The organism is Cupriavidus sp. FW306-01-F10A (assembly GCF_058782785.1).
Window position 1 is genome coordinate 67442 of record NZ_JBYSYA010000014.1, and the last position, 13862, is coordinate 81303.

The 13862-nt window shown below is 60.5% G+C and carries 11 protein-coding genes and 1 pseudogene; 1 reads left to right on the plus strand and 11 read right to left on the minus strand.

Going from position 1 to position 13862, the window contains the following annotated elements; translation table 11 throughout:
* Positions 1–4: 4 nt before the first annotated feature.
* The 7 genes from AC3WLF_RS20130 to rfbG all read right to left on the minus strand — a co-directional run bounded on the left by AC3WLF_RS20130 (position 5) and on the right by rfbG (position 8298).
* The gene (locus AC3WLF_RS20130) at positions 5–1963 is read right to left on the minus strand and encodes a hypothetical protein (protein ID WP_492358716.1); all 1959 of its coding nucleotides are present in this window, start codon (positions 1961–1963) and stop codon (positions 5–7) included.
* Between the two features lie 80 nt (positions 1964–2043).
* The gene (locus AC3WLF_RS20135) at positions 2044–3363 is read right to left on the minus strand and encodes an NAD(P)/FAD-dependent oxidoreductase (RefSeq protein WP_492358717.1); all 1320 of its coding nucleotides are present in this window, start codon (positions 3361–3363) and stop codon (positions 2044–2046) included.
* Between the two features lie 25 nt (positions 3364–3388).
* A complete protein-coding gene (locus tag AC3WLF_RS20140; protein WP_492358718.1) occupies positions 3389–4417 on the minus strand; it encodes a lysylphosphatidylglycerol synthase transmembrane domain-containing protein in 1029 nt (342 codons plus the stop codon).
* A gap of 31 nt (positions 4418–4448) precedes the next feature.
* Complete coding sequence (rfbF, locus tag AC3WLF_RS20145) at positions 4449–5222, minus strand: glucose-1-phosphate cytidylyltransferase (RefSeq protein ID WP_492358719.1); 774 nt, start codon at positions 5220–5222, stop codon at positions 4449–4451.
* A 29-nt stretch (positions 5223–5251) separates the two neighbouring features.
* A complete protein-coding gene (locus tag AC3WLF_RS20150; protein ID WP_492358720.1) occupies positions 5252–6229 on the minus strand; it encodes a glycosyltransferase family 2 protein in 978 nt (325 codons plus the stop codon).
* Positions 6230–6271: 42 nt separating this feature from the next.
* Positions 6272–7183: an NAD-dependent epimerase/dehydratase family protein gene (locus tag AC3WLF_RS20155; protein WP_492358721.1), complete on the minus strand. Its 912-nt coding sequence runs from the start codon at positions 7181–7183 to the stop codon at positions 6272–6274.
* The gene (gene rfbG, locus AC3WLF_RS20160; RefSeq protein WP_492358756.1) at positions 7180–8298 is read right to left on the minus strand and encodes a CDP-glucose 4,6-dehydratase; all 1119 of its coding nucleotides are present in this window, start codon (positions 8296–8298) and stop codon (positions 7180–7182) included. Before rfbG ends, AC3WLF_RS20155 begins: the two co-directional genes overlap by 4 nt.
* A gap of 245 nt (positions 8299–8543) precedes the next feature.
* Here rfbG and AC3WLF_RS20165 point away from each other — a divergent pair.
* Positions 8544–8690: pseudogene (locus tag AC3WLF_RS20165) on the plus strand (phosphomannomutase/phosphoglucomutase); the annotation flags it as partial.
* 14 nt (positions 8691–8704) lie between these two features.
* Here the strand turns inward: AC3WLF_RS20165 and AC3WLF_RS20170 are convergent.
* Genes AC3WLF_RS20170 through AC3WLF_RS20185 form a run of 4 tightly spaced genes read right to left on the minus strand, consistent with a single transcriptional unit; the run spans position 8705 to position 13615 of the window.
* Positions 8705–9964, minus strand: coding sequence for a lipopolysaccharide biosynthesis protein (locus AC3WLF_RS20170; RefSeq protein WP_492358722.1), 1260 nt, complete (start codon positions 9962–9964; stop codon positions 8705–8707).
* On the minus strand, positions 9964–11094 hold the full coding sequence (locus AC3WLF_RS20175; RefSeq protein WP_492358723.1) for a glycosyltransferase: 1131 nt from the start codon (positions 11092–11094) through the stop codon (positions 9964–9966). The genes AC3WLF_RS20170 and AC3WLF_RS20175 overlap by 1 nt, the downstream gene beginning before the upstream one ends.
* A 23-nt stretch (positions 11095–11117) precedes the next feature.
* Complete coding sequence (locus AC3WLF_RS20180) at positions 11118–12443, minus strand: sugar transferase (RefSeq protein ID WP_492358724.1); 1326 nt, start codon at positions 12441–12443, stop codon at positions 11118–11120.
* Positions 12440–13615 carry a glycosyltransferase family 4 protein gene (locus tag AC3WLF_RS20185; protein ID WP_492358725.1) on the minus strand — a complete coding sequence of 392 codons (1176 nt, stop codon included), beginning with the start codon at positions 13613–13615 and terminating at the stop codon, positions 12440–12442. Before AC3WLF_RS20185 ends, AC3WLF_RS20180 begins: the two co-directional genes overlap by 4 nt.
* Between the last annotated feature and the right edge of the window lie 247 nt (positions 13616–13862).

The window sequence follows — 13862 nt, forward strand, 5'->3', positions numbered from 1 at the left end:
GCGGTTATTCGAAAGTGCCGTTCACAGAGAACTGAATCCAGCTCACATAGAGTCCCAGTTTTCTTTCGTCACTCGCAATTCCCATTGCTTCTGGTGAAATGGCGTCAGGCAGGGAAAAAGTAAGCTTCAGGCTCGGGCTATTCGCGGGGATGGGTAACTCGAGTATCTTCTGTTCTCCCTCTTTGTCGAAACGGAATTCCTTCGGTGCGGCTCCGTTTATAGAGATCGCGACACGTTGCACATGGTCGCCCGGCGCGAAGCCTTGGGCAATAATGCGCATTGCCTTGGGGCGATCCACGGCAAGGTTTGGCAATTGGCACGTCAGCGAGGCTTCGTTTCCGACCGTCCACGTACCGTGTGCCTCGGGATTTCCGAAGCCTTGCAAGACGCTACGATCCAACCAATTTTCGGGGGTAAGGTGAAACCAGCCCTGACAAACGGTGCGGCGAGGGACCAGCCTGGCGAAGCAGGCGCCATCGATGACGGCAAGCGAAGTGTCGGGAGTCGCTAGTCGGCATGCTTCGATATCATACGGCTGTCTTCCTTTCCCGGTGACAATGTGTGCGATCTGCTCCGGCTCACTTAGTATCCGATTTCGCAGGATGTCGTAGGCGTTATCCGTTCTCGGTGTCTTGAATATACTTATCGAGAACATATAGTCGATCAGTGGTGCCCAGCCAGGGAGCCGGGCGACGTAGTTGGATCTATCAATGCCGCGTGGGACGGCGGTATCGTTGAGTTGATTCAGTTCGCGTTCCAGCGAGACCAGCTTTGCCAGTGACCATTCCTTTTGGAATGGCAGACTCGTCAGGGATGAGACCAGAACAATGGCTGCGATCGCGCTCGTGTCAAAAAAAGACAATAGCTTAGTCTGCCGTCCGGCGGCGGGCGTCGCGTACGACAATGAAAACGCGGTTGGCAGCATTGCCAATTCGATCAGCAAAATGGTGCATAGCGCGAATGCATATTTGCGGCAGGCATATTCCGAGCCTTGTCCCAAAGCGTGCGCCACAACTTGAAGTATGCAGAGAATTGCGACAGACAGGCCAAACAGTCCAATATAGCTGAGGGTGAGGTTGGCACGCCGGATCTCCGGCTGACCAGACTTCAACCAGCGTATGACGAGAACCGTGGAGATCACGCCTACCAGAATCGCGATCCCGACCAGCACATACTGATTGGGAATGTGATGGAGCGGCAGTGTTCCGTTGTTCTCGCTGATGGTGCGCATTCCCCGGAATGTTGGATGTGCCACTACCGCGGCCGCCGCCAGCAAGAAGAGGCAAGCGCTTGCTGCAAGCTGCGTCAGACGCTTCCAGTTCCCTCCTGAGATCTGGTCCAGTGCCATCAGCAGACCCAGGAATCCCAGTAATTCGACAGCTGGCAGGAGATGGACGCTTTCGATCAGTACGGTCGAGCCAATCAGAAAGACGTATACCGCATACCGCGAAATCGACAATTGTGCCATTCGCAGTGCAACGGCGATAGCCAGCATGGCAAGCGACTGGCCGACGAGCTGTGAGTAGAAATAGTTGCCGACGAGTTCCCGGTCGAACAGCTCGAAATGCACCATGGTCGCGTTCGCAAGCAGCAACAGGAGCAGGGTGGCAATCGTGCGGCGAGCAGCCGGCCGAGGCAAAGACCACAGGATCCAGCCGATCGCGCCCCACAGCGCCACCGCTGCAAGGAGTGCGATGAATTGCATCCCCGCCAACGGTGAACCGAGGAATCTACCTGCGATCACCGCCATGTAATGGCTTGCCGAAGGATAGATCTGCATTTCTCCCAAAGACAGGTCCGTCTTGGCGGGCAAGCGGCCGAACTCCGTCAGTCGGACCACGAGGGCGTAATGATGGGCAAGGTCGACACTTTGCGTCCAGATATGGTCCCAGAATCCGTACATCAGCGCGGCGCTGGCCAATGCAAAGGTCAGGAATTGCAATAGTCTTGTCTTGATTGCCATGGGTCCGCGGGCATAGGAACGGTCGGAAGAGGGCAGACGCGCAGCGCATTCTCTGCGCGGGTCGAACTCGCGCGACCTGATCACTGAAGTTGCGCGTTGATCGCTTTCGCCACTTCCCTGCCCTCGCGGATGGCGTAATTGGTGCCGCGGTCTTCAGGGTAGATTTGTGCCATGGTGGAAATCGTCGCGTTGGCAAATGGCGTTTCCCGTCCAGGAACATACTCAGAGTAATTGCGTTCGGTCACGGGTTGGGCGTACTCGGCGCGCCAGACCCGGAAGTCCTGCACCCATGAGTGAGCGAATTCAGGGAACATCCTGCGCAAGTGTTCGATGGCGAAATCAAGGTACTCCTTGTCCCCGTAACTCCAGACCGGATCCTGGGTGGCAAGGTAGCGCGAAATGAAAACGATATGCTTGCCGTCGTAGTTCTCGGGCGCATCGAAGTTGGTGTGTTCGATGACGCCGACGAAGGGGAAGCCCGGATCGTTGACGTTGAGCCAGTATGTGTCGGAGAGACTGCGGTCCATCTGCAGCACGAGGCACATATTTCCAAGGTAGTTGACGCGGCGGAGCGAATCGAGCCATTTCGCATCGGCTGCCTGGCCAAAAATCTTGGCGATGATTGCAAACGACGGTGTTAGCAGGAATTGCTTCGCCATGATCGGGCCGTCGCTGGTTTCGAGGGAAATCACGCGACCATTTTCGGTTACCGCGGTGGCCACGTCGACGCCATAGCGTACTTCCCCGCCAAGCCGGACGATTTCTTCAGCCATGCGGTCGGCCAGGCGGCCAAAGCCGCCTTTGAAGTAGGCCAGCTGTTCACCGCCTTGCTTGTCGCGCGTGCTGCCGCGCAGCACCAGCTTTTTCCAGAACCACACGGCATTCACCGCGTCGCAAAAAATTGAAAATTTCGACTCGATCAGCGGTTGCCAGACAATCTGGAAGACGCGCTTTCCGCAAAGCGGTTCAAGCCATTCACGGATGGAAAGATGCTCGATTGTTTTCCAATCCTTGATCTTGCGGACCTTGAATACCAGCAAGCCCAGACGAATCCGGTCAAAAAACGACAGCGGTGTGAACTTCAGCAGGTCAAGGGGCGTGGACAGCCGCCAGAGCTTGCCGTTGAAGTACATGCCCGTGCGCGACGGGAGGGTAATGATCTGGTCTTCTACGCCGAGTTCGCGTGCAATCTGCGGCACGAACTCATCGTTGTTGAACCAGTGGTGATAGAACTTCTCGATGGTGACGCCATTCTTGAATTCAAAGGTGCTCGCCAGCCCACCAGGAACATTTTCCTTTTCGATGACGAGGACCTTGCGTCCCGCCCGTGCGAGGTCTAGGGCAGCCGTTAGACCGGTAAAGCCGGCGCCGACGATGACTGCATCATATTGGTTGCTCATGTGAAACTGATCCTCGATGAAAAAGTCAGAGCTTGGGCAGCTCTGCGGTACGGCCTTTAAATAGCGTCGGATGGGCTAGGATTGCGACGCTTCCCGCCAATGTCGTGGGCACCCATAAGCCGAGATGGGCAAGTAGTGCGAAGCTCGCGGCTTGCGCGGGCGAGCCACCGAACATGACCGCCGCGGAGTAGGCGGCCAGGTGGAATGGTCCGACATAGCCAGGAGAAGACGGAACCAGCGTGGACAGGGTGGCAATCGCCATGATCATCAGCGCTGCGGGGAAGCCGGCGTCAATGGATAATCCGCGCAAGATTGCCCAGAACAAACCGGTCTCTCCAGCCCATATCAGGGCCGAGAGCAACAGCAGAGTGCACAGGACGCGCGGGCGCGCCATGAGGCCAAGGTCGCGGGTGACGTCGATCATCACATCGAGCGCCTTGACTAGCCTCGTCAGTTGCCGCGTGGCGACTTGTACCTGAAGCTGCTGCAAGATGCGCACAAACAGCGAATGCATCGTGACGATCATCGTCAGCACCGTTCCACCAATGACGGCGAGTGTGACCACGGACTTGCCAAGCCATTCCGGCAACCCGGATGTCGGGCTTAGCCAAAGCCCGATTCCCAGAGCCAGCAGCAGTGTCAGCAGGTCGACTAAGCGCTCGAACAACAGGCTCGCCCCGGCAGTCACGCGGCGCACACCTATCGCGGTGGGGAAGACAAGCGCGCGGACCAGGTCGCCCGCACGAAATGGCAAGACGTTGTTCAGCGTAATCGAGCCAAGAAATGGCGCGGCACAGGCGATTCCCGAAACGCTTGCGCCGCCCGCGCGAAGCAATACGGCCCAGCGTTGGATGCGCATTGCATAATCGAACGCAAGCGAAGCGAGCCCCAACCCGATGTAGTGCCACTTGAAATGTTCGAGGGCAGTGCGCAGCTGAGCGAACTCGATCTTCCGGAACACGAGCACCAGGCACGCGATCGATATGCCTATCCCGAGAATCTGGCGTACCGGGAGCTTCCGCTTTCGTTCCGCGACATTTGCTGGAGCATTCATCGACTAGAATTCATCCTTTTGATAGGCGGTGTCAGCGCCAGACTGCCCACGGTGCCTTGCCACCTTCCCACAGGCCTTCAAGCAGGCGCTTGTCGCGCAACGTGTCACACGGCTGCCAGAACCCATGATGCTGGTAAGCCATCAGTTCGCCATCGAGGGCAATATTGCGCAGCGGTTCGAGTTCCCACGAGGTGGAATCGCCGGCGACGTAGTCGATGGCTTTGGGCTCAAGTACGAAAAAGCCACCATTAATCGAGCCGATCTCGTCCGAGGGCTTTTCCTCGAAGCTGCTGACGCGGTCGTTCGCGGCGATATTCAGAACGCCGAAGCGGCCTGGCGGCCGGGTTGCTGCAACCGTTGCAAGCTTGCCGTGCTTGCGGTGGAACTCAACTTCCGCCGAAATATCGATGTCGGAAAGGCCGTCGCCGTAGGTGAGACAGAAAGTTTCCTTGCCAAGGTGAGGCGCAACCCGCTTCAGGCGGCCACCGGTCATGGTGTCGGCGCCAGTATCGATAAGGGTGACCCTCCAGGGCTCCGATTGCGTGTTGAGCACGCGGTGCTCGCCGGTAGCCAGATTGATTTCCAGGTCCGCGGTGTGCCGGTAGTAATTGAAGAAGAACTCTTTGATGACGTAGCCTTTATAGCCAAGGCAAATGACGAAGTCATTGATGCCGTGATGACTATAGGTCTTCATGATGTGCCAAAGCAGCGGCCGGCCGCCGATCTCCACCATGGGTTTTGGTTTGGTGTCCGATTCCTCGGCGATCCGGGTGCCCAAGCCTCCAGCAAGAATTACCGCTTTCATACGCGTCCCTTTGGTGAGTTTTTCAGGGTTCAGAGTTTCAATTCGTCGGCGCGCAGGTTCAGCGCTTGCTCGACGATAGCGGTCGGTTCGGCGCGGAGCAGCAGATAGATGCGCTGCATATATTCGCCAAGAATGCCAAGCAGCAGCGACTGGAACCCGATGCCGAACAGAACCAGAATGTGAATGCTCGCGAGCCCGCGAGGCAATTCCGGATGAAATAATTTCAGGATCAGATAATATGCGGCGCCGAGCATGCTTATGCCTAGCAAGAAAACCCCGGAATACGTCGCGATTCGCAGCGGCACGACAGAATGATTGAAGACCCCGGTCAGTCCGAGCCTCAGTACCTGACCGATATTGAACTTGCTGGCGCCCGCGACCCGTGCCGACCGTTCATAGGACACGCCGATCTGCTTGAATCCGAGGCCGGCGATCAGGCCACGCAGATACGGGTTTGTCGAGCGGAATTTCTGTACGGTCTCGATGATCTTGCGATCGACGAGGCGAAAGTCACCCGCATCGCGCGGAATCGGGTGTTCGGCGATCTTGTCGATCACCCAATAGCCAAACCTGCGCAAGCCATTCATGATCGGGCCTTCGCGTCGTTTTGCGCGGATGCCGTAGACCACGTGATAGCCTTCCCGCCAAAGATCGAAAAACTGGTCCAGAAGTTCTGGCGGATCCTGCAGATCCGCGTCGATCTGCAGCACCGCGTCGCCTCGCGTGTGCATATAGTTGGCGAGAATCGAGCGTTGAAAGCCTACATTCTTGGAGAAACGGATTGCCCGTACGCGAGGATCCTGACGTGCCAGCTCCGATAGCATGGCCCAGGTCTGATCATCCGAATGATTGTCGCTGAAGACAAACTCGAGGTCGCACCGGCTTGCCATGCGGTGCGACAGTTGATCCAGGCGCGCATACAAGGCTTCGAGATTGTCGGCCTCGTTCAACACCGGGATTGAAATTGAAATCAGGGGGCGAAGGCTGGCGGTCGGGTCGTTATGCATGGGCTTTGGTCGGGACGGGGTATCTCCCCCTTGTCGATATTTTCAGCGTTCCGCTATGGTGCGAGCGATGCCTGCCTCAAGAGGGATGCATGGTGTCCAGCCGCAAGCATCTCGCAGTTTCGACGAATCTCCCACCACATATGGAAGATCGTCTGGTCGGAAGGGTAGGGCGCCGAATCGCAGCAGCGCCGGATCGGCGTTCAATTCCGCCGCAACGGCCCGCGCAAAGTCACCGACGGAGACACCTTGTCCGGACGAAAGGTTGTATGCCCCCGATTGCATGCGACCTTCTGAGAGTGTGGTCAACGCGGCAACGAGACCGTCGCAGACGTCGTCGACATGGACGAAATCGCGTATCTGCGTTCCAGGCGACAGCCTGACCGGCTCGCCAGCGTTCAGGGCGTGGGCGAGCGAAGGCAATAACCGGTGCGGTGCCTCCCCCGGTCCATACACGTTGAAGAGACGCACGACGGCAACTGGAAGGGGCAGGGCAGCGCCTTCTGCCAGCGCGAGAATTCCGCCGGCCGCCTTCGAGGCCCCGTAGATTTTCTGCGTTTCCAGAGGGACTTGCTCGGTCATCGGGGAGAACGTAGCGGGCGCGCGGTATTCCGCACTGCTGCCAGCCACTATCACAGCCTTTGCACCAACGGATGCGGCAAGCGCGACGATCTGCGGGGCGAGCATGGCGTTGACCCGCCGGATCGTCTCCCGGTCCCGGTCGCCTGGATTGACGCCGGCAGCCACCAAGTGAATCACACCGTCAAAGCTAGATGCAGGCGGCAGCACAGCGCCAAGCTGCTCCATTGCGGCGACTGTGATATTGGCGACCCCCGGCACGATGCAGGGCTTTCGGCCAGCATTGGTAACCGCGACGCCTCGCTTCACCAGTAGCTTGGCGAGTCGGCTGCCGATGAAACCCGATCCACCCGTAAGAAGAATGCGCACAACGCTCATTTCCCAAAGGTTGCAGCCATATCGGCACGCCACGACTGCAGTTGGCGACGGCAAATCTGGTGCGTATCCGCGGGTGAGCGATAGTAGTCGCGATACCAGTTTGCAGTCTCAGCCACGACCCGGCGCGTGTCCCAGGGCGGTATCCATTCCAGCTGATTGCGGGCAAGCGAGCTATCGAGCGCAAGTGCGCCGGCTTCCGGCAGTGGCGCGTCCATGTACTCCAGCGCCGGGCGCTCCCAGTGCTTTGCCAGTTCTTCTAGGACATCCCGTACGCTGAAGCTCTTCGGGTCCTGAGGGCCCAGGTTCCAGGCGCGCGCGTAGCGAGCCGGCTGATCGACAAGGCCGGCCAGCAGCATCAGGTAGCCCTGCACCAGTGCAAGCACATGCTGCCACGGCCTAGTCGCCTCGGGATAACGCAGGGTAAGGGTTGTCTTCTCTACGACCGCACGGACAAAATCCGGGACGAGGCGATCCTCGGACCAGTCGCCCCCGCCGATAATATTGCCGCCACGTGCGGTGGCGATGGCCAGGCCACTGCCATCGGTTGTCCCGAATGAGGTGCGATAACTATCGATGATCATCTCAGCAGCGGCCTTCGATGCGCTATAGGGATCTTTCCCGCCAAGCGGGTCGTTCTCACGGTACGGCCAAGCCCATTCGTTATTCTTGTAGACCTTGTCGGTCGTAATGCAAACGGCTGCCTTGGTCTGCGGCGTCAAGCGCGCGGCCTCCAGAACATGGGCAGTACCCATGGCATTGACGGCAAAGGTGCTTACCGGCTCGCGATACGAGCGGCGCACCAGGGGTTGAGCCGCAAGATGCAATACCGCATCCGGCTGGAAGCGCTCAAATGCCACCTTGACCGACTGGTAGTCGCAAACATCTGCATACTCGGATGCAATCGACGCGCCGATGCCCATCTCCGTATAGAGAGACGGAGTCTGGTCGGGGGCAAGTGCGTAGCCCGCGACTTCCGCGCCGATTTCCGTCAGCCAGAGGCTGGCCCAGCTGCCTGTGAAACCCGTGTGACCGGTCACAAGAATTCGCTTGCCCGACAGCTTCCGTTCGAAATCGAATGACGGAATGGTATGCATTGCGGAACCTTTGAAGTACATGTTCAAATGGCGCTATTGGCCAGACGAACCGGGATTATATTCGAAACGCTCTGACCCGCTGAAGGGGAGCTTTGCGCAGAACGACGGAAGTAGGTCGGGCAGATATAGGAAGCCAGCACGAGAAAACCGGCCCGCAAGAACATAGCGCCTGCCAGCCGATGGCTTTGGCAAAATGGGGACTTTGGCGGGCCGGATACCTGGATTGCATGCGGCCGGCCGGCAAGTACTAACCTTTGACAAGCTTTATGCAAATAGCTCGCTCCATCTTCAAGGCCAATGACATCCGCGGCATCGTGGGCAAAACGCTGACGTGCGAGGTGGCGCGCCAGATCGGGCTGTTGTTCGGTACTGCGGCCGTGGAGTTGGGCGAGAAATCCATCGTAGTCGGCCGCCATGCGGCTGGCCGTCAGGCGCTGGCTTCCCATGCGGCGGCGGCTGCCGGTACCTGCCGCAGCCAGACGGCGGCCCCGAACAGAACCGCCAGTAGGTTGGCTACCGCATATCCCAGGATTGCGCCGGGCGCGCCGAAGGCTGGGATCGTGAAGACATCAATGGCAATGGTCACGACAAACACCAGTCCCCATTTGATGGCCACCAACTGGGGCCGGCGCAAGTAGATAGGCAGCAGGGTCAGCGCAACATCGGCAAAGACAAGCGTTGAAGCCAGTGCGGCCATCTGCAGCAGATTGGCGGCCTCGGCAAAGGCCGGGCCGTAGAGCAGCCGGACGATCCAGTGTGCGCAGGCGGCTATCGCCAGTCCGCCTGCCATGCCTATGGCGAACATCGCGCCGGCTATCTTCATGATGTTGCGCCGCGCCTGAGCGATGACGGGCTGTGCGTAGACGTACATGGGCGCGATACCGGCGGACAGGATCGTGGCGAGCACGACAAAGTTGTCCAGGATCTGCATCGTGGCCGCATAGGCTCCGAATTCGGTCAGAGGCACCAGCGGCTTCAAGAGCAACTGATCCACGCGCCGTGATCCCATCATCAGCATGAAGCTCACCCAGAACAAGGCGCCACTTCTAACGAGCTCACGAGCCAGCGGCGGGTCGGCTTCCACGCGTGTCCGTGGTGCGCGGACGAGGTAGTACAGTGTCAGCAGGATCGAGGCAATGACCGGCTCAATGGAGAACGCGGCCGCGTAGGCAGGAACGCCTCGGCTGCCGAGCCAGAACAGCAGTGCGACGCAGACTGCCTTGACTGTCAGTGCGGTGATATTGAAAACAGCATTGGGCCTGGTCCAAGTGCGTGACTGCATCCAGGCAGTCACCACACCAAACGGTTCACGCAGTATGACTGCGACGCCTAGTATCAGCGCAGGGATCCAGATATCCGGGCCCTGGCCTGTGGCAAGCATGAGCGCGCCGATCAGCATGTAGGCCAGCACGCCTGCCACCAGGCGCAAGCCAAAGGCGTGAACCAGCAAGCGATGCTGTGCAATTGGATCGTTATTTGCCACAAGCCGCGGGATGATCACCTCTCCCCCGCAGATCAGCGCAACTGAGGCAGCGACATACACCACTGCCTGCGCATACTGAAAATGCGCAAACCCCTCGGGCCCCAACCCGCGCGCCAGCATGGCCACGATGCCGATGCCGCCCGCTACCTGCAGGCCGCGTTCGACAAGCATCCAGGCAAGGTTGCCGGCAACCTGGCGCCGCATCAGGTCGGCTCCGCGCAGGTTACGCCACCATGGGCGCCGACTATTGCCGCATAGCAGGCAAGCCACCGGCGCGCCACCGTGTCCAGGCTGCAGTGGGCCAGCACGCGCTGGCGCCGACGCGCCTGGTCGGCGTCGGATCCGATGCCGCGCGCCAGTGCGCCGGACATGGCTTCGATGAGGGCACTGGCATTGCCGCGTGGGACGACGACCCCTGCGTCCCCGAGCAGTTCGGCAACGCCTGCCGCATCAGTGGCAACTACCGGACAGCCGCAGGCCAGTGCCTCGCCCACGGCCAGCGGCATGCCTTCCACGTCTGATGACAGCACGAAGAGGTCAGCGGCATTGAGCAGGGCGGGTATGTCGCGACGGTTTCCGGCCAGGGTTATGAAACCCGCCGCATTATGCTGGCGGATGGTCGTTTCCAGCACGCCGCGCATGGGGCCTTCACCAGCAATTAGGAGCTGGGTATCGGCATGGCCGGGTGTCTGCACCAGGCCGGAGAACGCATCGATCAGTAGGGGTTGAGCCTTCTCTGGCGCCAGTCGGCCGATATTGATCACCAGCCTGGTATCGGCATCGATGTCCAGCGCTTTGCGCGTGGCCTGCCGCAGTGCCGGGTCGGGGTGGAAGCGGTCGGTATCGATGCCGTTGGGCATGACGATGATGCGGTCCGGCGCCACGGCACCGGCATCGATCATGGCATGCCTGGCGCTTTCGCTGACGTGCGAGTTCAGGGTGGCCCAGCGGTCGGTCAGACGGTAGGCCATCATGCGCATGCGGCCACCTTCGCGCGCGCTGTGCGCTGTGCAGACGAGCGGCGGCGCAGCGGTCAGCGCCGCGAGCATGCGCCCCATCAGGTTGGCGTGCACCATGTGGGCATGGATGATATGCGGCTGCCATTGCCTGACAAATTTGTGCAATTGCCGTAGGGCGCGCACCATCGACGGCACCGTTTTGCGCATGTTGAGGTGCACGAGCGTGACGCCTGCCGGCAACGCAACCTCACATCCGGACGTGAGACTTACGATTGCCACGTCATGCCCGCCTTGGGCGAACGCTTGCGCCAGCCCGGCCACCTGCTGTTCGGCACCACCGGTCTTCAACCCGGTGCAGAGCAGGAGAATGCGCATGCGGTGTGGGATGGCTGGACTGGTCACCGTGCCCCGTACCCCGTCACGAGCGTCCGCAATGTCTTCACCGCAATCAACAGATCCAGTGCCAGCGAGCAGTGCTTGACGTAGTACAGGTCATAGCTGAGCTTGGTCACGGTCTCTTCGTGGCTGCCCGCATACCCTTGCTGCACCTGCGCCCAGCCCGACAGTCCGGGCCGCACCAGATGCCGGTACGGGTAGTAGGCGATGGTCTCAGAGAACTCTTCGACCATCGGCGCCTGCTCCGGCCGTGGGCCGATCAGGCTCATATGGCCGAGCAGGACGTTCCAAAGCTGCGGGATCTCGTCCAGCCGATACTTGCGGATGACCCGCCCGACACGCGTGACACGCGGATCGCGCCGCGCGGCGAACTGTGCCGGGGCGCTTTTATCGACGCCCATGCTGCGGAACTTGAGCATGACAAACGGCTTGCCGAACAAGCCCACTCGTGGCTGGCGGTAGATGGCGCCGCCGGGTGTCTCGATTCGGATCGCCAATGCCACGGCCAGGCCGACGGGCAGAGCGAATGGTGCCAGGCAAACCACGCCAAGGATGTCGACGGCTCGCTTGAGATAACCGTAGAGGTAATGGGCCGCGTAGTCATCGAGGAAGTTCTCATCGATGTGGGACAGCCCAACTCTTCCGGTCAGCATTTCGCCAACGCGCTCCACCGAATACATCCGCACGTCGCTCATCTTGTACCGGGCGAGCTGCCGGGTGCGCTCCGGGTCTGCCGTGGCGCCTCGGTCGAGCATCAGCCCGTCACAATGCTTGGCGTCTTCCAGGGAGCGGATGAGTTCGAATCGCATGCGCGCGGCTGGTGCTGCACCGGGCATGGCCAGTATGGTGTCCAGTTGCTCTAGCGCATGGGGGTCCGTATAGCCGAACAGCGGAACGTAGTTCTGCACGAAACGGCGGTAGCCCAGCCACGTCCAACCCAGCGTGATGATGTAGGCGAGCAGCATCGCGCCGCGGGAGTATTCGATATGGAATGCAGCGAAGATGAATAGAAGCGCCACGAATGGCAGTGTGGCGGCCAGCCCGACAAGGCTGTTCCCTTCCATCGCCGGCAGGTGCAGGGAGCGATGCAGGAGCATGAAACCGGCCAGATACGGCACGATCGACCACAGCAGCGTGCGCGTGAACACGTGGGTCACGAACCCGGCCCGATGGGCCAGCTCCGCCAGCGCCGCATTGACTGCAAACAAGGCCAGTCCCAGCGCCGCCCATGCCAGCATCCGGCTGATGCGGCGAATGGTTTCCGAGCCGGCGATGCGCCGGCGGACCGTATGGCTAGTCAGGACGTCGGTCTTGGTGGAGTGCATCATGTCGGCACTCGCGTCGCGCGCGGCAGGGTCGGGAGCGCGGCCTGGTAAATGGTCCATGTGGCGTCGGCCATCCGTTTCAGGCCGAAAAGTTGTTCCCAGCGTTGGCGGGCAGCGCGGCCAAGGCTGGCACGAAGAGCGGGTTCGCCGGCAAGGCGCTCGAAGGCTGCGGACAATGCGGATTCGTCATGGTGATTGACCAGCAGGCCATGCTTGCCATCTTCCAGCTGTTCCCGGATTCCGGGCAGGTCAGAGGCGATGATCGGCAGCCCGGCTCGCATGGCTTCCAGCACGGAGAGGGGGAAGCCTTCATGGTTGGAGGCCAGCGTGAATGCCTGGGCCGTGGCCAATAGTCCGGCGATATCTGTAACGCTGCCTGGGAATGAGACCCGGCCGGGCGCGATGGCCTCGGCCAACTGCTGCATTGCCTCACGCTCCGGACCATCCCCTGCCAGAACGAGTTCGCAATCGGGCAGGCTGGATCGCGCAAATGCCCGGATCGCCGCATCGGGCCGTTTCGGCGCCGCAAAGCGTGCCACCATTACAATCCGGCGCATCGGATTCTCAGGCGTGGCCTGCTGCATGGTATCCGCGATCCCATTTGGAACGACAGCGATTCGATCAACCGGCAAAGGCAGTGCCTGTGCCAGCCGCCGCTCCGCTTCCGCCACGCAGATTACGCGCGCCGTCAGCGGCGCCAACATCCATTCCGCCACGCGCGCAGTGATGCGCTGGCGCGCCGGAGCCTCGGGCTTGAACGCGAAGCCATGGACTGTGTAGATGACAGGTATGCCGAGCAGGAATCCGGCGATGCGGCCCAGCGCGCCGGCCTTGGCGCTATGCGCGTGGATCAGGTCGGGCGCAGCCTGTTTCAGCGCCTTGACCATCTCGCGCAGGGCAGCGATCGCCCGCCACGGGGACAGCGCGTTGTCTAGCCGCTCCAGCCGGATGGCCGGGGCGCCCGCCTGTTTTGCGATATCGAACAGGGGGCCGTCGCCGCCGGCCAGCAGGACGGTATCGGCCTTGCCCGCCATCGACTGCAACAGGTCGGCGACATGCGACTGCGCGCCGCCGATCTCCGAGTTGGTGATCAGATAGGCGATGCGGGGGCGTGGCGAAGGCTGGGCAGTTGGTCTCAAGGGTCTGTACGTCTGTAGCGGGGTCGCGGCCGCCATATGTCACAGGGCAATGCAAGCTGAGAGGGCGGTTGCCGAGTTCCCGGGCAGATTGCTGCCGGCTATCATGGCGCCCCAAACGGGGGAGCGGCCCAGGAGCGGCGGACAGGGCACCGCTCGATGTAGGACAGACTCCGAAAATTGTGTCCATCCGTGATAATGCGGCGATTATACCGCCCGGGGCTGCCGCAATCCGGCAAAATAGCACCCTTTGGTGCATTGCATTTTCTGTTTTTGAAAGTGCGGT